Consider the following 24801-nt stretch of genomic DNA (forward strand, 5'->3'; position numbering starts at 1 on the left):
ATAAACTATAAAATGGAAAATTAGTGAATCTGATCGTTGATATAGGAAATACGCGTACCAAATACGCCGTTTATGATGACGGGGATTGGGTTGTTTGCGGCATGGGCGTGCCGGAAGCATACGAATTGGCGTCCGCTTATTTGCACCGGGGGCAGGAAGTGAATATGATCTTGTCGAGCACGGGATCAATATCCGAAGAAGTACGGGAGCATTTGAAGAGCGTTTCTACTTTTTTCTGCGAGATGTCGCCGGAAATGGATTTACCGATCAGATTGGGATACGATACGCCGAAGACTTTAGGCGTAGACCGGATTGCCGGGTGCGTGGGAGGTGTCGTGTTATTTCCGGGAAAGGAATTATTGATTATCGATTCGGGAACGGCTATCACGTATGATTTCGTGAGCGCGGATGGGGAATTTCGAGGTGGGAATATTTCCCCGGGGTTGGGGATTCGTTTCCGTGCCTTGAACGAGTTCACTGTGAGTCTGCCGTTGGTGAAATGTGATGTGAATCACGGCTATATAGGGAAAAATACACATGATGCCATCTTGAACGGCGTGATGAATGGTACACTTTTTGAAATAAGAGGTTATATAGATGAGATTTACCGTGATAATCCCGATGCTGTGGTGATTATTACTGGGGGAGGAAGTGAATATTTGAAAAAAACACTGAATAGATCCGTCTTTTTTGAGGATAAACTGGTAAACTTAGGTTTAAACAGAGTTTTAGAATATCAAAAACGGTTAATAGGCAGTGAAAAATTAAGGATAGATTTCCGTATTTGAAAAATAGTGGTAATTTTGCAAACGTGTTCAAGTTGGAACACATGCTGTGATGAAAAATACTAATTCGAACTATAACTTAAAATAAAGGGATGACCATGAAAAAAATTGCTGTACTGGCATTAGGAATGTGCTTATTCACTATCGGGACGAAGGCGCAAACGTTGGAGTCTAAATTTGGGCTGGATAGCGCGAATACCATTTTGAATGCCTCTCTTTACACTGAATATTTTAAACAGAAAAATTACGAGGAGGCTTTAGCCCCTTGGAGATACGTGTTTTTGAACGCTCCGGCATTCCAGTTGAATACTTATGTACGCGGTGAGGCAATCATAGAGTATATGATTAGAAAAACCAAGAAGAAGGAGTACGTGGATACTTTAATGATGGTTTTTGATCGCCGTAACCAATACATGAAGAACAATCCTAACAACAGGGAAGGAATTGTATTGGGGAAAAAAGGTATGGCCCAATTTAAATATGCTAATGGCGACATAAACATGATTAAAGATGCTTTCCACAATATGATGAAATCATACGAGTTGGAAGGAAATGATGTTCCGCCTAAGCAAGTTCACATGACTTTTCAAGTCGCTTGTGATTTAGCCAAGGAAAATCAATTGACAAAGGATGATTTTATTAACCTGTATATTGATTTTGCCGATTTCGTGGATAAGCAAGCCAGTTCGGGAGAAAAAGGTTGTGATGATTATCTGGTATGTAAGGCGAATCTGGAAGCCATGTTTATTGATTCCGGATTGGCAGACTGCATGACTTTGAACGACTTGTTGGTTAAAAAGTACGAGGCAAACAAAGATAGTCTGAGTGTATTGAAAGATATTTACAAGTTACTGAAAAAGCAAGACTGTACGGATTTACCGTTGTATGCGACTATCGCGGAAAGTATCTACCACAAGGAGCCGAGTGCTGAAGCCGCATACGGTTTGGCTGTTATGTTCTATCGTAAGAATGATATTCCCAAATTCGAACAATACTTGAAAGAAGCAATTGACAAAACAGATAACGAAACGGATCGTGCCGATTATAATTTGAATCTGGCTCAGGTGTATCTGTCTACCAAAAGAGATTACCAGCAAGCAAAGAAATATGCTTTGGCAGCTTTGAAGAGTAATCCGAACTTGGGACAGGCTTATCTGACTATCGGTTTGGCTTATGCTTCTGCCAGCAACAATTACGAGGGAGATGAATTTGAGAAACGTACTGTATTCTGGGCTGCTGTTGATAAATTCGTTAAGGCAAAACAAGTTGATCCTTCAGTTGCAGAAAAGGCGAATGAGTTTATTTCCAAGTATTCTATTTATTTCCCGTCGAAAGAAGATGCATTCTTCCGTTCTATCACGGCAGGTGCTAATGTGAAAGTGGGCGGTTGGATTAATGAAACAACGACAGCTAGATTTAAAGAATAATATATGATATTTCGATATCGTGCTTTAGGAATAATGATAAGAAGCATTACCGCCCTTGCTTTGGGGGCGGTAATGCTTTTCTCGTGCAAAACGGACATCAAGGAGGTCAACGCTATCAATACACGGGCGGGATTGCCCGAAATGTCCGGGGAAAACATGGAATTGTTTTATTCCGATTCCGCACGACTGAAATATCGGGTAACGACACCGCTTTATAACAAGTATAACGAGGAAAACAAGAAATATGACGAATTTCCGAAAGGGATTCATGCCGAGTTGTACGAGAAAGACGGAACGATGATCGGTTCCATCACTTCGAAATATGCGAAGAAATTGGAAGAGGAGATGTTGTGGGAATTGCGCGATGATGTTGTCGTGATTAATGATAAGGGTGAGAAGTTGGAGACGGAGCTTCTTTATTGGGATATGAAGAAGGAGATCGTTTACTCCGACCGCTATTCCCGCTTAACGGCGGACGAGAATATTATCGAGGGGAACAACGGATTCAAGTCCGACCAATCGTTACGGAATCCGGTCTTTAATAAAGTGACCGGGGTAATTGTAGAAAAACAACAGCCTTAAATGTCAGTATTAGTAGCTATATTAATTTGTCTGGTGTTGTCTGCTTTCTTCTCTGGAATGGAGATTGCATTCATGGCATCCAATAAGTTGCTTATAGAGATTGATAAATCGAATAAGGGTATCACGCAGAAGGTGATAGACCTTTTTATATCCAATTCAGGAATGTATATTACCACGATACTGGTGGGTAATAACGTGGTAATGGTCGTGTATGGTATTTTTATGTCCGATTACCTTGATCCTCGTTTGGAAAGTTATGGTATTTCACTGGGATTGAGATTGATACTGGTAACCTTAATCTCTACTTTAATTATGTTGGTATCGGGCGAGTTTTTGCCTAAAGCGGTGTTCAGGTTGCGTCCGAATTTGTTTCTTCGTGTTTTTGCAGTACCTGTATTTATCTTTTATATCCTGTTTTTCCCGATTTCTTATTTCTCGGTATGGTTCGGGGGACTGTTGTTGCGGATATTTACGGGGCGTAAATTGGCGAAAGAGGAGAATCGTGCTTTCGGCAAGATAGACTTGAATAATCTGATAGAGGAGGGGGAAACTGCCGGCGTGGAGAACGAGGATGAACATGATATCAAGTTGTTCCGTAACGCCTTGGATTTCTCGGAAATCAAGTTACGGGAATGTATCGTGCCGCGTCCGGATATCGTGGCTTTGCCCATAGACAGCAGTCTGGACGAGTTGCGGAACCGATTCGTGGAAACAGGGCTTTCCCGGATATTGATTTATCGGGATTCTATTGATAACGTGATTGGTTACGTGCATTCCTCGGCACTGTTTCATCACCCGGAAACCGTGAAGAAAGCGGTGAGTAAGATCCTGATTGTGCCCGAAACCATGTCGGCATTGAGATTATTGAATCTTTTCACGAAGGAGCAGAAAAGTGTAGCCGTGGTCGTGGATGAATTTGGGATTACAGCCGGAATGGTGACGATAGAGGATATCATGGAAGAAATTTTCGGGGAGATAGAGGATGAACACGATCGTTTGAATTTGAAAGAAGAGCAATTAAGTCCGAATGAATTTATCTTTTCCGGTCGTTTGGAAGTGGATTACTTGAATGAAAAGTATGATTTGGAACTGCCGGAAGACGAGGAATACGAAACGTTAGCCGGATTGATCCTGTATTATAACGAGGATATTCCTGAAGAAGGAGAACAAATAGAGATCGAAAATGCCGTGTACGAGATATTGAGCGTAAAGAGTGCGCGGATTGAAGAAGTGAAAGTAACCGTATAAAGTACAGATATAAAAAAGGAGCTTTTCTAAAGCTCCTTTTTTGTATGTTTCAGCATATCATCAAAATGCCGGATATTGTCTTCATGCTCCCGATGACAAATCATGAGTACGTCTTTGTTTTCGGCAATGATAATATTCTCGATGCCTTCGATAATCACTTTCTTGTCGCGGGGGACATTAACGATACACCCTTTGGAATCCGTGAATAGCACGTGTTCGCTATTGGATACGTTATCGTTTTCGTCTTTCGGGCTGATTTCGTGGAACGAATGCCATGTTCCCACGTCAGACCAACCGAATTCCCCTTTCATAACATATACTTTCGAAGATTTTTCCATGATGCCGAAGTCGATAGAAATATTCCGGCACTGGCTGTAAATATGTGATATGTTCTCTTGTGAATCCGGATTCTCCGCGTTCTTGTATTCTTGCTCAAACAGCAGGTAAATGTCTTCCAAGTAAGTTTTAAATTCCCCGATAATATCTTTTACTTTCCACACGAATATTCCGGCATTCCACAGGAAGTCCCCGGATTCCAAAAAGACTTTTGCAAGTTCGATATCCGGTTTCTCGGTGAAAGTCTTTACTTTGGAAATGAATTCGGAGAATTTGTTTTTTTTGATCTGAATGTAACCGTACCCGGTTTCCGGTCTGGTGGGTTTGATACCGATTGTAAGTAAGCCCCCGAATTGCTCGATAAAGGAGAGTCCTTTCTGGATATTATCAATATACACGAGGTCATTACTGATAAAATGGTCGGAAGGGACAACAACCATATTGGCGTTCGGGTTAATACGGGCTATCCGGTAGGCAGCGTAAGCGATACACGGGGCAGTATTTTTACCAAACGGTTCTTTGAGGATATTTTCGGTTGGAATCTCCGGGATCTGTTCTTTGGTCAGGTCTTCATAGGCTACACCCGTTACGATGAAGATGTTTTGGGTATCAAAGATCTGGTTTGCTCGTTCGAATGTTTGGCGAAGGAAGCTTTTCCCAACGTTCAGAATGTCACAAAATTGTTTCGGGCAAGCCTTGGTACTCACGGGCCAAAAGCGTTTTCCCAATCCTCCGGCCATAATAACGCAATACGAGTTCTTGTTCATTTCTAGTTATAAGTTTAAAATTAAATTTCATCTTATTGTTGTCGAAATTAGTAATAAATCCGTGAATAATTTCTATTTTTACGATAAAATTTGAAGAAGGAGGTTCAGGAGGGTCTTATATAAGGAGTTAATGCCGATGAAAGCTTTAAATAGGATAGGGGAGTACATATTATTTATGGGGCGAATTTTTACCAAGCCCGAAAAGAAGAGGGTGTACCTGAAGGAATTAGTCAACGAGTTGGAAAAACTGGGACTGAATTCAATCGTGTTGGTCGCTATTATTTCTTTTTTTATCGGGGTCGTGTTGACATTGCAGACGGCCTACAATATGTCCAGTCCTTTGCTTCCCCGTTACTTGATTGGATACTTGACGCGGGAAACTTTGTTACTGGAGTTTTCCTCCACGATCGTGAGTTTGATACTAGCGGGAAAGATCGGGAGTAATATCGCTTCCGAGATCGGGAGTATGAAGATTACGGAACAGATAGAGGCACTAGAAGTGATGGGAGTGAATACCGTGTCTTATCTCGTGGGACCTAAAATCGCGGCGGCATTGGTGGTGAATCCGATACTTTATATATTCAGTGTTTTTATCGGGATTATCGGGGGTATCGCTTCAGGTATCGCTACCGGGGTTGTCAATTACGATGACTATATTCACGGGTTGCATTTCTCGTTTAATCCTTATTACGTGACTTATTCCATTATTAAAACGTTGTTCTTCGCCGTGATATTTACTTCTATACCGGCATTTTACGGGTATAGCGTGCAAGGCGGAGCCTTGGAAGTCGGTAAGGCAAGCACGAAAGCGGTAGTAGATAGTAGTATCGCCATCTTGCTTGTGAACGTGATATTAACCAAAATATTGTTGTAATGATACAGGCGGAAGGAGTATGTAAATCATTTGATAAAAAAGAGGTATTGTCGGATATCAGTGCCGTGTTCGAGCCGGGTAAGGTGAATATGATCATCGGGAAGAGCGGTTCGGGGAAGACGGTGTTGTTGAAATCTTTGATTGGTCTGCATACCATTGATGCCGGAAGGATCTTGTATGACGATCGGGATATCACGGTGATGAATTCCAAACAGTTGAAAGAAATCAGGAAAGAGTTGGGAGTCGTGTTTCAAGGAGGGGCGTTGTTTGACTCGCTAACCGTGTTGGAAAACGTGAAGTTCCCGCTGAATCTGTTCTCTGCAATGTCGGAAAAGGAAAAGATAGAACGCGCTATATTTTGTTTGAAGCGTGTGAATCTGGAGAACGTGGAAAATTTGTACCCGGCAGAGATCAGTGGTGGTATGAAGAAACGGGTTGCCATAGCGAGAGCTATCGTGTTGCAGCCGAAGTATTTGTTCTGTGATGAGCCTAATTCCGGGTTAGACCCTTTGACATCGATCGTGATCGATAACTTGTTATCGGAGATCACGCACGAGTATAATATGACAACTGTAATCAACACGCATGATATGAACTCGGTATTCGAGATCGGGGAGAAAGTCTTGTTTATCCACGAGGGACATAAGGAATGGGAAGGTACAAACGAGAACATTATGTACTCTGATAACAAGGCGCTGAACGAATTTCTCTTCTCTTCGAAACTAAACAAAATGGTACGGGAAAAATTAAGACGAAAATGCTAAAAATAAAGAGAGATATGAAGCATATTGTATGGGTATTCATGATTGCCGTTTCTGTAATCGCCTGTTCGAAAGAGGTAGCGTTGAATAAAAACCAGTTTACGGCTCTGTTGATAGATATGCATATGGCAGACGGGGCATTGGAAGTAGCCAAATTCGAACGTCGTAATGAAAAAGATAATTATTTGTACTATAACGATTTGTTCAAGAAATACGGGATTACCCGTGCGGATTTCGATTCCTGCCTGAATTATTACACGAGAAATTCCACGGAATTCAACAGGATATACGACGCCGTTATCGACACACTTAGTCGGCGGCAGACTCAGAAGATGCGCTTGTTGAGCCAGTTCACCAAAAATGACACGGTGAATTTATTCCCGGGCTACACGATGATTGTTGCCGATACCCTACGACCGGACTCCACCCGTGTCGGGGCGCCCAAGAAAGATTCAATCGTTTACGGGGAGCGGGTAGTGGAAGCGGACACGGTGCATTTCGATAAACGGAATCAATTCATATTGATTGAGGTGGATAGTATTGTCCCCGGCATGTATCATTTCTTCACGACATTAAAATGGAATAAGCGCGTGCAGGGCAGAAGTGCCAAGATAGAATCTTATTTTCTTTCTGCCGGTAGCGATACGCTGAAAGTGATGGATGTCCCTGTTTCCACGTATGATACTATCCGGAGTCGGGAATATAAATGGGAACATTACGTGAAGGATTCCATGTACAATAAATTGGTTATAAAGATTGTAGATACCAAGGATGTTAAAAACGCGAAAGTAAAAACCAAGGAAATTGACGGTTGGGTGACGAAAACCCGCTTGAACCGGGTGTACGTGGGGGACAACAAAAAGAAACAATTGGAAGAGGAATACAAGCAGAGAGAAGAGATGATGAAGGCGGCTTCCAAAGCCAATTTGCCCAAACGGGAAAGACCGAATGCAAGAAAATGAAAAGATGAATCTCAGAAAAATAGCAGCTAATTATATATTGTTACCCGGTTTTGAATTAACGCGTAACGGGTACGTGGTGTTGGAAGAGGGGCAGGTCACGGATGTCGTGGACACCGGGGGAGAAATAAAAGAAATACCGTGTCTTGAGTTTTACGGGGGAATGATTGTAGCCGATTTTGTCCGGGATGAAGTCGAGTGGCAGGAGGGTGATGATATACCGGCAAAGATAAAGGATTGTTATTCTCGTAAAAGCGGCAAAGGTTTGGCGATTATCCAAGGAGCGGACTTCGCTCGTTTCTCGTGGTTGAAAGACACCCGAATCAATCCATTAAGATAAGTTTAAATCAAAATAGATGAAGGATGAATAAATTCGTATTGACCATTACTTTTTTATTAGCAGGCTTCATGATACAGGCGGGACCGCTTTGGATGCGTTACCCGAAGATTTCGCCTGACGGGAAGCAGATTGTGTTTAGTTACAAAGGGGATATTTACGTCGTGTCCTCGGATGGCGGGGAGGCTAGACAGTTGACCACTCATCCGGCACATGAATCCCATCCCGTTTGGTCGCCTGACGGGAAGCAGATAGCCTTCACGAGCGACCGTTTCGGGAATTTCGATATTTTCGTGATGCCTGCCCGCGGTGGAGAGGCTCGTCGGGTTACGACTAATTCCTCGCGCGAGATACCTTATACCTTTACCCCCGACGGGAAAGAGATTGTTTACGGGGCGCAACTTCAAGACCCGGCACAAAGTGCCCTGTTCCCCAGTGGCTCGTTGACAGAGCTATATGCCATTCCGGTTGAAGGGGGACGTCCCCGTCAAGTGTTGGCAACCCCGGCGGAAGCGGTCTGTTTCTCGAAATCCGGTGATATGTTCTTGTATCATGATTGCAAGGGTGGGGAGAATGAATGGCGGAAACACCATACCTCTTCGATTACCCGGGATATTTATCGTTATGATATAAAAAGCGGTAAACACACGCGGCTGATAGAACGGGCGGGTGAAGACCGTTCCCCCGTCTTGTCACCCGACCGGCAAACCGTCTACTTCCTGAGCGAAAGGGGTGGTTCTTTCAACGTGTATTCTTTCCCTCTGGCTAATCCTGCCGATGTGAAAGCGGTGACATCTTTTAAAACGCATCCGGTTCGTTTCCTGAGTATTGCCGACAACGGTCGTCTTTGTTTCGGGTACGACGGCGAGATATACGTGAAGGATGTTCAAGGAAATCCCAAGAAAGTGAAAGTCGATATTATTGGCGACGAGGGAAAGAATAATGTTGCTTCTTTGCGCTTTACCTCAGGTGCGACAAGCGCGGCGGTATCCCCGGACGGGAAACAGGTGGCGATGATTATTCGGGGCAACGTGTTCGTGACTTCGTCCGATTACACGACCACTAAGCAGGTCACGGATACCCCGGAGCAGGAGAAATGGTTGAGTTTCGCCCCGGACAACCGGACGATAGCTTATGCCAGCGAACGGGATGGAGTCTGGAATATCTACACTGCCAAGATAGCCCGTGACGGGGAAGCTAATTTCCCCAACGCGACGTTGATAGAGGAAGAGGCCTTGTTGCCCGCTTCGACAAAAGAGCGTTTTGCCCCGCAATTCTCCCCGGACGGCAAAGAATTGGCGTTTATCGAAGACCGCACGAAACTGATGGTGATGGACGTGAAGACCAAGAAGGTCAGACAAGTTGCGGACGATAAATACCAGTACCGCACGGGTGACGGTTTCACTTACACGTGGTCGCCCGACGGCAAGTGGTTTGCCGTGGAGATTATCGGTAATCGGCATGACCCGTATAGTGATATCGCTATCGTGAAAGCGGACGGGAGTGGCGAAACGATTAACTTGACGAATAGCGGTTATTTTGACAGTAATCCCCGTTGGGTACTGGACGGGAATGCCATCCTTTTTGCCAGCGAGCGTTACGGGATGCGTAATCACGCTTCATGGGGTTCGTTGCAGGATGTGATGATTGTCTTCATGAATCAGGAGGCTTACGACAAATTCCGTTTGAGCAAAGAGAGTTACGAGTTGATGAAAGAGGAGGAGAAGTTGTTGGCGGCAGCCGGGGCGAAAGAGAAGAAAGAGGATAAAAAGGAGGATGCCAAAGCAGACAAAAAAGAGAAGAAAGATATTGTCGTGGAACTGAAAGGCATTGAAGACCGGGTGATGCGGCTGACACCGAATTCATCCTCTCTGGGTGATGCTATTTTGAACAAAGCGGGGGACAAATTGTATTATATGTCGTCTTTCGAGGGCGGGTATGATTTGTGGGTGAGCGACCTGCGGGCAAGAAGTACGCGTGTCATGCACAAGTTGAACAGCGGTTGGGCTTCCCTCGAAACGGATAAGGACGGCAAAGACTTGTTCTTGTTGGGTAGCCGGGGAATGCAAAAAATCAATCTGGCTTCCGAGAAGAGGACGCCTGTTTCTTACGTTGCCGAGATGAAAATGGACTTGGCGGCAGAGCGGGCGTATATGTTCAACCGGGTACGCCTTCAAGAGGCAAAGCGTTTTTACGTGAAGGATATGCACGGCGTGGATTGGGCGAAAATGACGAAGGAGTACGAGAAGTTTTTACCGTATATTAATAACAACTACGATTTCTCGGAAATGTTGAGCGAATTGTTGGGAGAGTTGAACGTGTCGCACACGGGTTCCGGTTATTTTGCCCGTTTGGAGGGTGACGCCACGGCAGAACTGGGATTGTTCCTGAGCACGGATTACAGGAAAGACGGTTTGCTGATTGACGAGGTGATAGAGAAAGGACCTTTCGATAATGCCCGTTCCAAGGTAAAAGCCGGGATGATTATCGAGAAAATAGATGGCGAGGAAGTGAAAGCGGGTGAGGATTATTATCCTTTGCTGAATAACAAGTCGGGCAAGCGTACGTTGGTGTCAGTCTATGACCCTGCAACGAAAACCCGTTGGGATGAGATTGTTATCCCGATTAATAAATCCACTCTCAACGCTTTGCTTTACAGGCGTTGGGTGAAACAGCGGGCTGCCGATGTGGATCGCCTTTCGGGCGGACGGTTGGGATACGTGCATATTTCCAGCATGGACGACCCGAGTTTCCGTTCCGTGTATTCCGATATCCTCGGTAAATACAATGACCGGGAAGGTATTGTCATAGATACGCGCTTTAACGGGGGCGGACGCCTGCACGAGGATATCGAAATCCTGTTCAGCGGTAAGAAATATTTCACGCAAGTGGTTCGCGGTCGGGAGGCTTGTGACATGCCGAGTCGTCGTTGGAACAAACCGTCAATCATGCTGACTTGCGAGGCGAATTACTCGAACGCGCACGGCACGCCTTGGGTGTACAAGCACCAAGGCTTGGGACGCGTAGTGGGAATGCCTGTCCCCGGAACGATGACCAGCGTGTCATGGGAATTTCTGCAAGACCCCACGCTGTATTTCGGTATCCCTATCGTGGGCTATCGTCTCCCTGACGGAAGTTATCTCGAGAACCAACAATTGGAACCGGACGTGAAGATTGCCAATTCACCGGAAAAGATTATCAAGGGTGAAGACGAGCAGTTGAAGAAAGCGGTGGAAGAGTTGTTGAAAGATATTGACAGTAAGAAATAAAAATAGAGCGGCAGACCAAAGGGATAAAGGTCTGCCGCTTCTTTTTACAGGAGAGGTCTAATCTCTCCGTCTTGCATGATGAATAATGATTTATGGTCGTTTAGTTCAGAATATAAAGGGTAAGCCGCATGTCTACGCTTGCTTAAATGATTCACCGCTTCCGGGGTGAACCGTATTTTTGTACCCTCGGGGAGATAAACCGTGATATCCACGTTCTGCGCTCTCCATTTACTGTTCAATTGGGCGTAATTGTCGAATCGTAACGTGTCGTTGGTGTACTTGTAATCGAAAGTAATGTCTTCCTTTTGCGGGTTGTTCTCGTGCGTGGAGTACCGGATGACAATACTTGCCGTGTTGCCGTGCGAGGGGCGGATGGCAAAGTAGGGAGAGAACAAATTACCCTCGTGCAGTTGAAGCACTCCTCTGTTCCGGTAGAAGTCCTTAGGTACGATATGTCGTTTATCCACTTGAATCGTGAGCGTTTCACATTTGCCCGGCTGAATAGTTTCCTCGTAAGTGTTCGTGCGGGGAGTCCATGTCGTTCCCTCGCTGATGGCGACGATAATAAGCAATGTCAGACTGGCAAGCCATAAGCCTAGGGCAGAAAAGGCGATCGCCTTGTTGTTGCTCTTGAAGGAGAACAACAATTTGATCGCCGTGAAAATGATCATGATTATAGGAATTCCAAAAAGGAAAAGTATGCCGATTTTGCCCAATATAAGACTGGCGGGCGAGAGTGCGTAAGTTATTCCCATGTAACTTTCTCCCCACGGGAACCAATGAGGTAAGAACAAGGCGGAGAGCAGGCAAAATAAGAAAAATATACCCCCGCAAAAAAGTCCTATCCCGATGATGATAGCGAGCACCTTCCCCACGATGAGCATCGCGTCCGAGAAGCCTTCGCCGACACGGTTAGCGTATTTGGCACCTTTGCCGTGTTTGACTTCTTGATATTCTTCCTTGATAGAACGCTCTATATTGGAAACATTGATGTCCTCTCCTTTCATTTCCAGTTTTTGCTTGGATGTTTTTGCCTTGGGCACGGCAATCCACAGGATAATGTACACGATAAAGAATATCCCGTAATAGAACGTCATGATGATAAAACATACCCGAAGCAGCAGGGGCGATATACCCCAGTAAGCTGCCATTCCCCCGGCAACACCCCCGAACACGCGATTGTCCGGATCCCGGTATAGTTTTTTGGTTTGCTTTGGTGTTGCGGGCTTTTGTGGTTCTTCGTCTTCATCTATGATATCATTCGGGGCGCCCATGGTGGCAATCACTTGTTCCACGTCGTCGATGGTAACCACTTCCCGGTATTGTCCTTTCAGGTATTCCGTGAACAATTCCCCGATACGGTTCTCGATATCTTCCATGATCTCGTTGCCGTCTTCTTCACGGGAGTAATGCGTCTTGAGCGTGTTGATGTATGTTTGCAATTTATCCAGGGCATCATCATCAATGTGGAAAATCTTCCCGCTTAGATTGATTGTATAAGTCTTTTTCATGATTTAAAATTTAGTTGTTAGGGTTTTCCTTGATACTGTCCACGGCGGAGGTCAGTTCATTCCAAGAGTTTTCCAGTTCTTTGAGAAATTCCCGTCCTTTTTCCGTGATACTGTAATACTTGCGGGGTGGACCTTGTTGTGATTCTTCCCAGCGATATGAAAGCAAACCCGTGTTTTTTAAACGGGTCAACAAGGGATATATCGTGCCTTCGACAACGATCATCCGGGAGGATTTCAACCTGCTGATGATGTCCGGAACGTAAGCGTCCCTTTGCGAGATTATCAGCAAGATACAATACTCCAGAATCCCTTTTCTCATTTGAGCCTGCGTGTTCTCGATATTCATATCTTGATTTGTTTAGTTTTGCATGGCAAAGATATAAATAAAAAATAGTATTATGCAATACATAGTACTATAAAAATATCGATTATTTTTTTGTCATGACAAACGTTTTCGTTGATTTTCCCTGAAAATAAGGCGATAAACTGAATATTATCATTTAACTTTGCTCTCCGTTTAGAAGTTGAAAACAAGAATAAATAAAATAGATATGAAAAAAGTATTATTGATGATATTGGATGGTTGGGGTATTGGTAAGCACGACCATTCAGACGCTATCGGGAGTACTCCCACGCCGAATATCACGGGATTGGCGAGCCGGAATCCTCGTTCGTTACTTTACACGAGCGGAGAAAATGTAGGTTTGCCGGACGGGCAAATGGGAAATTCCGAGGTGGGGCATTTGAATATCGGTGCGGGACGGGTTGTCTATCAAGACTTGGTGAAAATCAACCGGGCTTGCCGTGACCATTCGATAGCTCAAAATCCGGAGATCGTGAAAGCGTTCACTTACGCTCGCGAGAACGGGAAGCAGATGCATTTCATGGGTTTGGTATCCAATGGGGGCGTGCACAGTTCCTTGGATCACCTTTTTGCCCTTTGTGATTTGGCAAAAGAGTTTGGGGTGGAGAAGACTTTCGTTCATTGTTTTATGGACGGGCGCGACACCGATCCCAAGAGCGGGAAAGGTTTTATCGAGGAACTGGAGAATCACACGAAACAATCCGGCGGGCGAATCGCTTCTATCATCGGGCGCTATTACGCCATGGACAGGGACAAACGTTGGGAACGCGTGAAAGAGGCTTACGATTTGATCGTGAAAGGCGTGGGAACCCCGGCAACCGATCCCGCGGCAGCCATGCAGGCTTCCTATGACGCGGGCGTAACCGACGAGTTCGTGAAACCGATTGTGTGCGTTGACGAGGCGGGTAAACCGTTAGGCACGATACAAGAGGGTGATGCCGTGATCTTCTTTAACTTCCGCAACGATCGGGCAAAGGAGTTGACCATCGTGTTGACTCAGGAAGATATGCCGGAATACGGTATGAAAACCCTGCCGTTGCATTATTGCACGATGACTCCTTACGATGCTAAATTCAAGGGATTGCATATCCTTTTTGATAAAGACAACGTGGTGAACACGATCGGGGAATATATATCCGCTCAAGGGTTGAAGCAATTGCGCATCGCCGAAACGGAGAAATACGCGCACGTGACCTTCTTCCTCAATGGCGGGCGGGAGGAACCTTTCGAGGGAGAATCCCGTATTCTGGTGCCTTCTCCCAAGGTGGCGACTTATGACCTGCAACCCGAGATGTCCGCTCCTGCCGTGACGGAGAAGATCGTGGAGGTGTTAAACCAAGGAGAGGTTGATTTCATTTGTTTGAATTACGCTAACGGCGACATGGTGGGACACACGGGAGTGTACGAGGCAATACAAAAAGCTGTTGCCACGGTGGATGAATGCGTGGGAAAAACAGTTGCCGCCGCCCGTGCCAACGGCTACGACGTGCTTATCATTGCCGACCACGGGAATGCCGACAATGCCGTGAACGAGGATGGGACGCCCAACACGGCACACTCGCTGAACCCCGTGCCGTGCATCTGGGTGACCGATTCGAAATGCGACCATTTGCGGGATGGAGTGTTGGCAGATGTTGCACCCACCGTGCTGGCTATCATGGGACTTCCCCAGCCTAAGGAAATGACGGGTAAATCCTTATTAGTTTAAGTATATCGAATTCCATTTTTGCAACTAGTGGAAGGGGAGGTAAGTTAGCGTATGTGTTGACTGCCTCCCTTGTTTATTTTCAGTCGGTACGTTGACCGATAGGGTGTTTTTTCTCCTTTTTTCGAGGAGAGTTTCGGGTGTGTTTCATTATTTTATTGTTTTTGAAATAGATAATACGATGTATTTTCGCCTTATTAAATTTTATTCAATTTCAATTAAAATACTATTTTTACACCTTTAAAATAGGCTTTGAATAGGAGATGAATGGGAGTTGAATAGGAGATGATATAAGGCAAGTATAAAGAATATAAAATAATAATACATGTTATTTAACTAAACTCTGCTTAAACACGAGAGAAATAAGGGTGAGATTATTGTAACTTTGAAAAAACATTTTCAATTTTGCATTTTCAATTTTCAATTAGCACATGATACAGATAGGGGATACGATTATAAGCCTCGATATTTTCGAGAAGAAGTTTTGTTGTGATTTGGCAGTATGCAAAGGAGCTTGTTGTGTGGAAGGGGATTCCGGGGCTCCATTGGAAGAGGGGGAAGCGGAGCGGATTCGGGAGAATTACGAGAAGATTCGCCCGTACATGAAGCCGGAAGGGCTTGCCGCCGTGGAGGAGCAAGGTTTCTCGACGATTGATGTCGAGGGTGATTTGGTGACCCCGCTGATCGGGGGACGGGAGTGCGCCTACGCGATAGAGGAGGGGGGAAGTTGCTGGTGTGCTATCGAGAAGTCGTGGAGCCGGGGCGAGAGCAGTTTCCGGAAACCTATCTCGTGTCACTTGTACCCGATACGGGTGAAGCAGTACCAGAATTATGAGGCGATGAATTACGATCAATGGTCGATATGTGCATGTGCAAGGTTAAAGGGTGAGCGAGAGGGAGTTCCGGTCTACGTGTTCCTGAAAGATGCCTTGATCACGAAATACGGGGAGGAGTGGTACGAGCAGCTGTGCTACGCCGCTCGGGAGATCGAGACGGGAAAAATTAAGTTCCGACGGTAAAATTTTTGTAGCTTTTTCTTTGCGAGAAACGAAAGTTGTTCTATCTTTGCAGCGCAAAAGCAAAATGGTGGATGTAGCTCAGTTGGTTAGAGCGTCGGATTGTGGTTCCGAAGGTCGCCGGTTCGAACCCGGTCTTCCACCCGCGAGAAAGCGGAGAATGAAAGTTCTCCGCTTTTTACATATCATCTAACGTGAAGCAAGTCGTTTCTATCTCGTGTTTGAAGAATAGTTTTGTACGAATCGCTTCGACTTTTTCTTGAAATAGTTCGGGTTTGAAATTCTTGCGTTGACGTTTTACCTCGGCAACGAGTACTTTTTTTTCATGGGCGTAAATTGCCACGATATTAATTTCATGCTGTTCTTTGTCTTTTCCTTTGGATGCTTCCCACCATGAACCGATATTGCTATATAATTGTTTCTCTATGAGTTGCTCCCTGAAGTATTTTTCCAGCATGATCCCGGAATAAGTGGGGTAATCATTTTTGACGATCCCAGCGAGATCATTTAAAAGCCCGGATTGTATATAGCTTTGATATTTTACGATATAACGAAACCAAAACCGTAAGAAATTATCCGAAATCTCGTAACGAACGGTCTGCGAACCTTCCTTGGATAGAATCGGGCGTTTTTTTGCTATTACCTTGTAATCTTCTTCAAGACGTTGTAATAAACCACCTGCGCTCGTGTTGCCGATGGATTCGGATATTTCCGCCGAAGTGTTTCTGCCTGAGGCGATGGCGGAAAGAATGGCGTAATAATTTCCGTATTTTTTGCCGAACTCTTGGATTAGCAATATATTCCCCTCTTCAAGGAATATCGAGTTTTCTTGAAGAAGACAGTCGACCATATCGTTTATCGTGTAGCATCCTTTGTCAAGTAGGATTTCAATATATTTGGGAACTCCCCCGGTAAAAGTGTATAAAGCTAGCAGGTCGTCGTTAGTGTATTTCGGGTTGTAGTCTGCCAGAATCTTTTTGATGATAGAGGGAGTAAATGATTTTAATTTGACAATGTTGTCGCAGCGACCGTATAACGGTTCGCGGTATTCCATGAATATACGGTGCATTAGAGTATAAACCGAACCGCTTGCTATGAAGTTTACACGTGTTGTGTCTTTGTACCTATCCCAAACATCTTGCATCCCGCTGTAAATGGCAGGGTTGATGTAAAAAAACTCTTGAAACTCGTCTATTACAAGGTTGAAAGATAGATTTTTTCCCAAGTTCATGAGCATCTCGAACAACCCCACGAAAGAGGATATTTCAGCAGGGATGAATGTGTCTAAGGATTTACTCGCGGTTTGCGCGAATTGTTGGCACAGTGCCGCTTCATTGTTTCTGCTTACGAAAAGATAAACCGTGGGGGTGCCCTCGCAACTTTTCAATATAAGTTTTGTTTTCCCGATCCGTCTGCGTCCGGTTATTGCTGTCATCTGTGAATGATTGTTGAAAGCAATTTCCCTTGTCCGGGCAAGTAATTCCAATTCTTTTTCTCGATTGTAAAATTTCATAGGGTTCTCTGTAATGTCATTATTTTCGCCGCCGCGAATTTCGCCACGGCGGAATTTGAAGCAAAGGTAATATAAAAGAGAAACAGAAACAAATTTCGCCACGGGTAATTTCGCCACGGCGGAATTGTAAGACTGTATTATAAACTGTAACTTTTTATTCGTTTTTTGGTATTAAGCGGAATTATGTCTATTTTTACACAATCGTTGACGAAACGATGGTTTAGAGTATAAATCATTAATAATTAGGAATAAATAGATGGCAACAGACAAATTTTTGTGGAGACACATAGGGCCGCGTCCGGAGGATATCGAGGATATGCTCAAGGTGGTCGGTGTCAGTTCTCTTGACGAGTTGATAGAGCAAACCGTACCCGAATCAATCCGGTTGAAGAATCCGCTGGATTTACCGGCTCCTCTTACCGAGTTCGAGTTCTTCTCTCGGATCAAGGCGGTAGCTTCAAAAAATAAATTGTACAGGACGTTTATCGGACAGGGATATTACGACACGATTACACCTGCCGTGATCCAACGGAATATTTTGGAAAATCCGGCATGGTATACCTCTTACACTCCCTATCAGGCAGAGGTTTCTCAGGGACGTCTGGAAGCGTTGTTGAATTTCCAGACGATGGTAGTCGAGTTGACCGGGATGGAGATTGCCAACTGTTCGTTGCTGGACGAGGCTACGGCTGCTGCCGAAGCTATGACCATGATGTATGGTTTGCGCGGTAAGGAGATGAAGAAAGCCGGGGCGAATAAATTGTTCGTGGATAACCAGATATTCCCGCAGACGAAGGACGTGTTGGTTACCCGTTCCGCGCCGCAAGGAATCGAGTTGGTTTACGGTGACTATGATACATTTGAATTTACACCGGATGTATTCGGTGCTATCGTGCAATACCCTGCCGCTAACGGGGAGGTACGGGATTATAAGGCTTTTGCCGATCGTGCACACGCTAACGGAACGTTGGTGACTGCTGTCGCTGATATGATGAGTCTCGTGTTGCTGACTGCCCCGGGAGAATGGGGTGCCGACGTGGCAGTGGGTACTACCCAGCGTTTCGGTATCCCGATGTCTTACGGTGGACCTCACGCCGCTTACATGGCAACGAAAGAGGAGTACAAGCGTAATATCGTGGGGCGTATTATCGGCGTGACGATCGATGCACAGGGAAATCATGCTTTGCGTCTGGCTTTGCAGACTCGCGAACAACATATCAAACGGGAGAAGGCTTCTTCCAATATCTGTACTGCCAAGGCGTTGAACGCCACGATGGCGGGATTCTATGCCGCTTACCACGGGCGTGAAGGACTGGAGCGTATCGCTCGTCATATTCACTCGGCGGCAGTGACTCTGGCAGAAGAAATCCAGAAGTTGGGTTACAAGCTGAAAGTGGAGAAATTCTTCGATACGCTTCGTTTCGAGTTGCCGGAAGGTGTAACTCAAGAGGCGGTGCGCGATGCCGCTTTGGAGCAGGAAATAAACTTGTTCTATTGTGATTGCGGGTGCGGAAAAGTGGTCGGTCTGTCTACTGACGAGAAAATCAACGAGGAGGAAATCAACACGTTGATCGGTATCTTTGCCAAGGCGGCAGGGAAGACAGCCGAGCGTGTCGAGTTTATTGACGACCGCACGGTGTTGGAACCGGCGATGTTGCGTGAGGACGAGATTTTGACGCAATCTGTGTTTAATATTTATCACTCGGAAACTGCGATGATGCGTTACATGAAGAATCTGGAGAGAAGGGATATCTCTTTGGCTACTTCCATGATCTCATTGGGTTCTTGCACGATGAAGTTGAATGCGGCAGTGGAGATGTTGCCTATTACTTGGCCGGAGTTTGGCGGTTTGCACCCGTTTGTTCCGCTTTCTCAAGCAGAGGGGTATCAACAGATGATACGTGAAACGGAGGATATGTTGTGTAAGGTGACCGGTTTTGCAGGATGCAGTTTGCAGCCTAATTCCGGTGCAGCGGGTGAGTACACGGGGTTGATGGTGATTCGCCAATATCATATCGCCAGAGGGGAAGGGCATCGGAACGTGATTTTGATTCCCTCTTCCGCGCACGGAACTAATCCCGCGTCAAGCACGATGGCGGGTTTCAAGATTATCGTGACGGCTACAGACCCGGAGGGTAATATTGACGTGGAGGATTTCCGCAAGAAGGCTATCGAGCATCGTGATAATTTGGTGGGTGCTATGATTACTTACCCGTCGACTCACGGTATTTTCGAGGAGTCTATCAAAGAGTTGGCGGATATTATTCACGAGAATGGCGGTTTGTTCTACATGGACGGGGCTAACATGAACGGGCAATGCGGTTTGACGAACCCCGGTACGATTGGTGCTGACGTGTGTCACTTGAACTTACACAAGACGTTTGCTATGCCTCACGGCGGTGGCGGCCCCGGTGTAGGTCCTATCTGCGTGGCTTCTCACCTGGTGAAATTCTTGCCGTCGCACACGATGGTGAAGACCGGAGGCGAGGAAGGTATCCATGCTGTTGCTGCCGCTCCTTACGGTTCGGTGGGTATGTTGCCCGTGACTTACGGTTACTTGCTGATGTTGGGTGCCGAGGGATTGGAAATGGTAACGAAGATGGCTATCTTGAACGCCAATTATCTGGCTTCTTCTTTCGAGAAGTTGGGCTTCAAGATTCTGTATAAAGGAAAGCAAGGTCGTGTAGGGCACGAGATGATCTGGGATTGTAACATGTTCAACAAAGAGTACGGTATTTCCGAGTTGGATATCGCGAAACGTTTGATGGACTTCGGGTTCCACGCTCCTACTTTGTCGTTCCCTGTTCACGGGACGTTGATGGTTGAGCCTACCGAGAGCGAGCCGAAAGAAGAACTGGATCGCTTTATCGCGGCATTAACCACGATTCGTGAAGAGATGATCGAAGTGGGCGAGGGCAAGGCTGACAAGACGGACAACGTTTTGAAGAACGCGCCTCACACGCATAAAGTGTTGACCGCCGATGAATGGTCACACGCTTACCCGCGTAGCAAAGCGGCTTACCCGCTGGCTTGGGTGGCAGAGAACAAGTTCTGGCCGCAAGTAGGTCGTGTAGACGACGGTTACGGTGACCGTAACCTGATGTGTACTTGTGACCCGCTTGAGTCTTACACGGAAGAAAATTAATTTTCAGGTTATTATAGCGGGAAGCGTTCCATGAGGTGTTTGGAACGCTTCCTCTTTTATCTTTGTCAATGGGAGACGATGCATTGAATCAAGAGGAATTATTGGATTTGCTGGCACGGAAAGATAACCGGGCTTATCAACACTTGTATCGAATTTATTACGTGGCGTTGAAAGCTCTGGCGAATTATTACGTGAAAGATAATGATGTGGCGGAGGACTTGGTTCAAGATGTATTTATCTCGTTGTTGGAAAGCGGGTACAAATTCAAAACGGAGAACGAGGTTAAATATTTCCTGTATAGTTCTCTGAAGAATAAATGTATCAGCCATTTCAGGAAACAGAAGGTGCGGGATAAATATTACAAGGAAGTTTTGTCCTCGCAAACGGAAGAAGAACACTTTTGGGATAAAGTGTTGGAAGAAGACGTGTATGCCCGTCTGATGGCTGCCGTCGATACATTACCGCCTCAATGCAAAATGGTAATGATGTTGACTCTTGAAGGGTTGAAGATCGCGGAGATAGCTGAAAAGATGGAGATTTCGGTGGATACCGTGAAAGAATATAAAAGTAACGGGAAGAGAAAATTGATTTCTCGTTTGAAAGATGCTGATTTGATTTGTCTGGTTAGTTTGATTTGGTTGTAACGTTCGTTACGAATAAAATCGTATATTATTTTTTATTTTTCATCCCCCCTTTTGGAAAGGATGTGCGTTTTATATATGAATGGACAGGGAAGTAATGTTTGTGTCTATTGATAAAGTATAGATTATGGATTCAAAGAAAGAGATATTATTTGAAATATCAAGATTGATATCCAAGAGTTTGGCAGGGAAGATCACGCGGGATGAGCAAGCGAAGTTGGATTCTTGGAAGAGGGCGTCGGGGCATAACAAGATGCTGTTTGACCGAATTTATTCGGACGTGGTGGCACGGGAAAAGATTAGGCAATACCGGGGAGCTGACGTGCAGACGGCCTTTGATTTTTTCGTGCGGAGGAGGAAAGTTTTGGGCGACCGGAGGCGGAGAGTAAGACGAATGGTGCGATATGCGGCGATGTTACTGTTGCCTTTAGGGGTGGCTTTGTTCTACTTTAACCGGGAAGAGGGAGAGATGATGCCGAAGGAGAACCAACGGGTAGAAGTGGCGGTAACGGGGCGGAGAGTTCCCACGTTGACCCTTTCTAACGGGCAGGAGATGGTATTGTACGGGGAAGGTATTCTTTTGGATGAGGTGCAAGGGATACAGGTGCGGGAGAACGAAGCGGGTGGTTTGGAGTATTGTGTTCCCGATTCGGTGAAGGGGGAAACGGTGTATAATACATTGGAAACTCCGGTTTTGTGTGATTATAGTTTCACTTTGGCGGATGGAACAAAGGTGTGGTTGAATGCCGGTTCCAAGTTGCGCTACCCGGTGGCTTTCGGTGGCGACGAACGGGTGGTATATGCCTCGGGCGAGATGTATTTTGAAGTGGCTAGGGACGAGAGTCATCCTTTCTTCGTGGAAATGGACGGGGTACGTGTTAAGGTTCTTGGTACGTCTTTTAATGTCAACGCGTATAAAGGGGATAGGCTCGTGGAAGTGACTTTGGTTAGCGGGAAAGTGGAAGCTTACGCGGGGGAGCGGTGTTACGAGTTGAAACCGGATGACCAGTTGCGTTATGATCGCGAAAGGAATTACGTGGAGATGGCTGTGGTGGATGCGGGAGATTTCATTGCTTGGAAAGACGGGCAGTACGTGTTCCGGGGAAAGAAATTGGCTGATGTAGCCCGGATATTGGAGCGTTGGTACGCGGTGGAGATTGTGCTGGAAGGGAGTGTGGGAGAGTCGATATTCACGGGCGTGGTGAATAAAGAAGAAAGTTTTGATGCTTTTGTTCAGCGATTGGGGGAGACGTCCTCTTTATCGTGTAGAATGGAGGGTAATAAATTATACGTTAGGTGATTTTTATCATGTTTAATTTGAAGTTAAAGCAATTTGTATGAAAAGGATTTTAGTATTAGGATGTTTGATAATGTCGTTTGTCGGGCTTTTCGGGCAGAGTGAAACGATAAGCGAGGATTGCGTGATTCGCGGTGTATTGGATGGAGTTTATAAGGGTAAGAAGGTGTATTTGGTGGAAGAGAAGGAGATTAATGGGGAGTCGTGGGTTGTGGATAGTTGTGATGTCGTTGATAATCAATACACGTTTGTCGTTAAAGATTGTAGCGTTCCGAGGATGTATTTCGTTAAGAGTGGTGATCCGGAGTGTTTGAGTCCGATTACTCCTGTTTGGGTGGAAAGAGGAACGGTTCGCGTGAAAGCTAATTCGCAGTTTTTTTTGAATTCTGATGTGGTTGGTACGCCGAATAATGAGATTTTTAGTGCTTATAGGGCAACGCAAAAGTTTCATATGGATAGTGTTAGTCGGGCTGCCCGTGTTGATATGTTGCTGAACCGGAACCAATCGGATGAGGCGAGGGCCAGAGATTTTAAGGCCCGTACGGATTTTCATAATAGAAGAAATTTGGAGTTGCAGGAAGAATTGGTAAAACGTTATTCCGATCAGGCAATAGCTCCTTTTATGATTTTTTGGGAGATGCGGGCGAATGTTTCTTTGGATGAATTAAAGAAGTTGAGAGCCTTGGTCGATCCGAGTTTGAACGAGCATCCTTACACGAAACAGTTGGATGAATATATTCGATTGGCTGAGTTTAAGGTGGGAAGTGATATGCCGGATTTCAAATTGCCTGATAAGGATGGTAATTTATTTAAATTGAGTAGCTTGAGAGGGAAATACGTGTTGATTGATTTTTGGGCATCGTGGTGTGGACCATGTATGAGGGAAATGCCTAACGTGGTGAAACTTTACAAGGAGTGTAAGGGAAAGAATTTTGAAATCGTGGGGGTATCTTTGGATCAAAAGAGAGATGCTTGGCTAAATGCGGTAGAGAAAAATAAAATGAAGTGGATTCAAGTGAGTGATTTGAAATCGTGGGGAACGCCTCCCGTGAAATTGTGTAACGTGACGGCAGTGCCTTATACCGTATTGATTGATCCGCAAGGTAAAGTTATTGCGTTGGATCTTAGAGGTGAAGAGTTGATTAAGAAGGTAAAGGAAGTTTTAAATAAATAATAGGGTATGAGGTATTTGTTGTTGACGGTATTTTTATGTGGGTTGTTCTCTTGGACGTGTAACGCGAAAGGGCGTCCCACGGTAGTGAGTGCGGAAATATACGGTTATCAGGGAGATAAATTACATTTTGATTTTCTTGAGAAGGATGGGATTAATATGGAGTTTCCGTACAAGGACGGACAGTTGATGGAATTCACGGTGGATTTGGATGATATTACTACATTGAAGCTGAATACTTTTATCGAGGTGTTTTTGCAACCGGGAGATTCTATTCATTTGAAGGTTACTTATAAAGGGCGGAGTTATGATAAAGTGGAATTCTCGGGAACTCCAGCGGCAGTGGCGGTGAACACGAAGGTATACGAGAAAGAGATGTTACAGCGTGAACGGCGTTACAAGACGAATATTCCGGCGATGCTGGTGACACAAGTTGATGCCAAGAAGTTCCACGAGGCTACCGTGCAGGAGTTGAAGGATGAAAAAGCTATTTTGGATAAGGTAAAGGGTGAGATTACGCCAGAGATGTATAATATGGTATTATCGAGTATCGAGGGTACGCTGTTGACTAATCTGATTACTTATCCTTACGCTAGTGCCGAAGTGCACAAGAAGAAATTGGAGGATTGTATGACTGCCGATTATTGGAGTGTATTGAAAGAGTATAAGTTGCGTAATGATAAAGCTTCATTGAGAAATAGGGCTTACATGTGTATGTTGTCGCCTTATAAAGATTACGTGAGAGAACGGGAAGCCCGTGCCGCAGGCAAAGAGTATAAGGCTCCGACTTCTATTGAGGAGCAATACAAGGATTTGGCAGCTTTTTACGAGGGTGCGTTGAGGGATACGGCGCTTTTCGTGTTCTTATATGATGCGGTGGCAGCAAATAAGGATTTTGATATGGTCGAGAAGTTGGTGAAAGATTATTTGAAGAAGTATAATAAGGAAAAAGAGTACAAGAAAATATTGAATCAAGTGATGCAATAGGCTTAAAATATAGAGGGAAATATATTCGCACTATATTCCCCTCTAGAATAGATTTTAATTTAAAGCCTCTAAACTAAAAACAATACAAAACTATGCAAAAAAAGAA

The 24801-nt window shown here is 45.1% G+C and carries 20 protein-coding genes and 1 tRNA gene; 17 read left to right on the forward strand and 4 right to left on the reverse strand.

The window, feature by feature from the left end; genetic code table 11:
- Positions 1-23 precede the first annotated feature (23 nt).
- The 4 genes from ACK8P8_RS12705 to ACK8P8_RS12720 all read left to right on the forward strand — a co-directional run bounded on the left by ACK8P8_RS12705 (position 24) and on the right by ACK8P8_RS12720 (position 4042).
- Positions 24-788 (forward strand): type III pantothenate kinase, encoded by a 765-nt coding sequence (locus ACK8P8_RS12705; RefSeq protein ID WP_099291120.1) that lies wholly within the window; start codon positions 24-26, stop codon positions 786-788.
- A 95-nt stretch (positions 789-883) separates the two neighbouring features.
- Positions 884-2212: a tetratricopeptide repeat protein gene (locus ACK8P8_RS12710; protein ID WP_369859646.1), complete on the forward strand. Its 1329-nt coding sequence runs from the start codon at positions 884-886 to the stop codon at positions 2210-2212.
- 3 nt (positions 2213-2215) lie between these two features.
- Positions 2216-2794 carry an LPS export ABC transporter periplasmic protein LptC gene (gene lptC / locus ACK8P8_RS12715; protein WP_227216891.1) on the forward strand — a complete coding sequence of 193 codons (579 nt, stop codon included), beginning with the start codon at positions 2216-2218 and terminating at the stop codon, positions 2792-2794.
- A complete protein-coding gene (locus tag ACK8P8_RS12720; protein WP_227216892.1) occupies positions 2795-4042 on the forward strand; it encodes a hemolysin family protein in 1248 nt (415 codons plus the stop codon). It abuts the gene before it with no gap.
- A 26-nt stretch (positions 4043-4068) separates the two neighbouring features.
- Here the strand turns inward: ACK8P8_RS12720 and ACK8P8_RS12725 are convergent, their stop codons facing one another.
- The gene (locus ACK8P8_RS12725) at positions 4069-5145 is read right to left on the reverse strand and encodes a mannose-1-phosphate guanylyltransferase (RefSeq protein ID WP_099291116.1); all 1077 of its coding nucleotides are present in this window, start codon (positions 5143-5145) and stop codon (positions 4069-4071) included.
- 175 nt (positions 5146-5320) lie between these two features.
- Between ACK8P8_RS12725 and ACK8P8_RS12730 the strand changes: the two genes are divergently transcribed.
- The 5 genes from ACK8P8_RS12730 to ACK8P8_RS12750 are packed head-to-tail and all read left to right on the forward strand — an operon-like array spanning position 5321 to position 11345.
- Entirely contained in the window at positions 5321-6019 is a 699-nt protein-coding gene (locus ACK8P8_RS12730; RefSeq protein ID WP_369859647.1) for an MlaE family ABC transporter permease, read from the forward strand.
- Positions 6019-6783 carry an ABC transporter ATP-binding protein gene (locus ACK8P8_RS12735; protein ID WP_227216893.1) on the forward strand — a complete coding sequence of 255 codons (765 nt, stop codon included), beginning with the start codon at positions 6019-6021 and terminating at the stop codon, positions 6781-6783. Before ACK8P8_RS12730 ends, ACK8P8_RS12735 begins: the two co-directional genes overlap by 1 nt.
- 14 nt (positions 6784-6797) lie before the next feature.
- Entirely contained in the window at positions 6798-7742 is a 945-nt protein-coding gene (locus tag ACK8P8_RS12740) for a DUF4296 domain-containing protein (protein WP_369859648.1), read from the forward strand.
- Positions 7743-7746: 4 nt separating this feature from the next.
- The gene (locus tag ACK8P8_RS12745; protein WP_292271267.1) at positions 7747-8079 is read left to right on the forward strand and encodes a hypothetical protein; all 333 of its coding nucleotides are present in this window, start codon (positions 7747-7749) and stop codon (positions 8077-8079) included.
- A gap of 23 nt (positions 8080-8102) precedes the next feature.
- Positions 8103-11345 carry a S41 family peptidase gene (locus ACK8P8_RS12750; RefSeq protein WP_369859649.1) on the forward strand — a complete coding sequence of 1081 codons (3243 nt, stop codon included), beginning with the start codon at positions 8103-8105 and terminating at the stop codon, positions 11343-11345.
- A 44-nt stretch (positions 11346-11389) separates the two neighbouring features.
- Here ACK8P8_RS12750 and ACK8P8_RS12755 read toward each other — a convergent pair whose 3' ends face one another.
- Positions 11390-12856: a PspC domain-containing protein gene (locus ACK8P8_RS12755; RefSeq protein ID WP_369859650.1), complete on the reverse strand. Its 1467-nt coding sequence runs from the start codon at positions 12854-12856 to the stop codon at positions 11390-11392.
- Between the two features lie 10 nt (positions 12857-12866).
- Positions 12867-13202, reverse strand: a complete 336-nt coding sequence (locus ACK8P8_RS12760) for a PadR family transcriptional regulator (protein ID WP_099291111.1) — start codon at positions 13200-13202, stop codon at positions 12867-12869.
- Between the two features lie 205 nt (positions 13203-13407).
- Between ACK8P8_RS12760 and gpmI the strand changes: the two genes are divergently transcribed.
- From gpmI to ACK8P8_RS12775, 3 genes are all read left to right on the forward strand, one after another.
- A complete protein-coding gene (gpmI, locus tag ACK8P8_RS12765) occupies positions 13408-14928 on the forward strand; it encodes a 2,3-bisphosphoglycerate-independent phosphoglycerate mutase (protein ID WP_369859651.1) in 1521 nt (506 codons plus the stop codon).
- A gap of 428 nt (positions 14929-15356) precedes the next feature.
- Positions 15357-15944 carry a DUF3109 family protein gene (locus ACK8P8_RS12770; protein WP_369859652.1) on the forward strand — a complete coding sequence of 196 codons (588 nt, stop codon included), beginning with the start codon at positions 15357-15359 and terminating at the stop codon, positions 15942-15944.
- A gap of 66 nt (positions 15945-16010) precedes the next feature.
- Positions 16011-16086, forward strand: a tRNA-His gene (locus ACK8P8_RS12775).
- 33 nt (positions 16087-16119) lie between these two features.
- Here the strand turns inward: ACK8P8_RS12775 and ACK8P8_RS12780 are convergent.
- Positions 16120-17454 carry an ATP-binding protein gene (locus tag ACK8P8_RS12780; RefSeq protein WP_369859654.1) on the reverse strand — a complete coding sequence of 445 codons (1335 nt, stop codon included), beginning with the start codon at positions 17452-17454 and terminating at the stop codon, positions 16120-16122.
- Positions 17455-17710: 256 nt separating this feature from the next.
- On the opposite strand from ACK8P8_RS12780, the gene gcvP reads away from it, so the two are divergent.
- The 5 genes from gcvP (at position 17711) to ACK8P8_RS12805 (ending at position 24695) form a co-directional block, all read left to right on the forward strand.
- Entirely contained in the window at positions 17711-20599 is a 2889-nt protein-coding gene (gcvP, locus tag ACK8P8_RS12785) for an aminomethyl-transferring glycine dehydrogenase (RefSeq protein ID WP_369859655.1), read from the forward strand.
- Positions 20600-20667: 68 nt separating this feature from the next.
- Positions 20668-21243, forward strand: a complete 576-nt coding sequence (locus ACK8P8_RS12790) for an RNA polymerase sigma factor (RefSeq protein WP_369859656.1) — start codon at positions 20668-20670, stop codon at positions 21241-21243.
- Positions 21244-21367: 124 nt separating this feature from the next.
- Positions 21368-22540 carry a FecR family protein gene (locus ACK8P8_RS12795; RefSeq protein ID WP_227216900.1) on the forward strand — a complete coding sequence of 391 codons (1173 nt, stop codon included), beginning with the start codon at positions 21368-21370 and terminating at the stop codon, positions 22538-22540.
- A gap of 37 nt (positions 22541-22577) precedes the next feature.
- Entirely contained in the window at positions 22578-23711 is a 1134-nt protein-coding gene (locus ACK8P8_RS12800; protein ID WP_369859657.1) for a redoxin domain-containing protein, read from the forward strand.
- Positions 23712-23717: 6 nt separating this feature from the next.
- Positions 23718-24695 (forward strand): hypothetical protein, encoded by a 978-nt coding sequence (locus ACK8P8_RS12805; RefSeq protein ID WP_099291104.1) that lies wholly within the window; start codon positions 23718-23720, stop codon positions 24693-24695.
- Positions 24696-24801: the final 106 nt, after the last annotated feature.

The sequence above is a fragment of the Butyricimonas muris genome, assembly GCF_046365375.1.
GTDB classification, from domain to species: domain Bacteria; phylum Bacteroidota; class Bacteroidia; order Bacteroidales; family Marinifilaceae; genus Butyricimonas; species Butyricimonas muris.

Coding starts and splice junctions, on each gene's coding strand:
- ACK8P8_RS12710 (WP_369859646.1), top strand. CDS start 884: ATGAAAAAAATTGCTGTACTGGCATTAGGAATGTGCTTATTCACTATC.
- lptC (WP_227216891.1), top strand. CDS start 2,216: ATGATATTTCGATATCGTGCTTTAGGAATAATGATAAGAAGCATTACC.
- ACK8P8_RS12720 (WP_227216892.1), top strand. CDS start 2,795: ATGTCAGTATTAGTAGCTATATTAATTTGTCTGGTGTTGTCTGCTTTC.
- ACK8P8_RS12725 (WP_099291116.1), bottom strand. CDS start 5,145: ATGAACAAGAACTCGTATTGCGTTATTATGGCCGGAGGATTGGGAAAA.
- ACK8P8_RS12730 (WP_369859647.1), top strand. CDS start 5,321: ATGGGGCGAATTTTTACCAAGCCCGAAAAGAAGAGGGTGTACCTGAAG.
- ACK8P8_RS12735 (WP_227216893.1), top strand. CDS start 6,019: ATGATACAGGCGGAAGGAGTATGTAAATCATTTGATAAAAAAGAGGTA.
- ACK8P8_RS12740 (WP_369859648.1), top strand. CDS start 6,798: ATGAAGCATATTGTATGGGTATTCATGATTGCCGTTTCTGTAATCGCC.
- ACK8P8_RS12745 (WP_292271267.1), top strand. CDS start 7,747: ATGAATCTCAGAAAAATAGCAGCTAATTATATATTGTTACCCGGTTTT.
- ACK8P8_RS12750 (WP_369859649.1), top strand. CDS start 8,103: ATGAATAAATTCGTATTGACCATTACTTTTTTATTAGCAGGCTTCATG.
- ACK8P8_RS12755 (WP_369859650.1), bottom strand. CDS start 12,856: ATGAAAAAGACTTATACAATCAATCTAAGCGGGAAGATTTTCCACATT.
- ACK8P8_RS12760 (WP_099291111.1), bottom strand. CDS start 13,202: ATGAATATCGAGAACACGCAGGCTCAAATGAGAAAAGGGATTCTGGAG.
- gpmI (WP_369859651.1), top strand. CDS start 13,408: ATGAAAAAAGTATTATTGATGATATTGGATGGTTGGGGTATTGGTAAG.
- ACK8P8_RS12770 (WP_369859652.1), top strand. CDS start 15,357: ATGATACAGATAGGGGATACGATTATAAGCCTCGATATTTTCGAGAAG.
- ACK8P8_RS12780 (WP_369859654.1), bottom strand. CDS start 17,454: ATGAAATTTTACAATCGAGAAAAAGAATTGGAATTACTTGCCCGGACA.
- gcvP (WP_369859655.1), top strand. CDS start 17,711: ATGGCAACAGACAAATTTTTGTGGAGACACATAGGGCCGCGTCCGGAG.
- ACK8P8_RS12790 (WP_369859656.1), top strand. CDS start 20,668: ATGGGAGACGATGCATTGAATCAAGAGGAATTATTGGATTTGCTGGCA.
- ACK8P8_RS12795 (WP_227216900.1), top strand. CDS start 21,368: ATGGATTCAAAGAAAGAGATATTATTTGAAATATCAAGATTGATATCC.
- ACK8P8_RS12800 (WP_369859657.1), top strand. CDS start 22,578: ATGAAAAGGATTTTAGTATTAGGATGTTTGATAATGTCGTTTGTCGGG.
- ACK8P8_RS12805 (WP_099291104.1), top strand. CDS start 23,718: ATGAGGTATTTGTTGTTGACGGTATTTTTATGTGGGTTGTTCTCTTGG.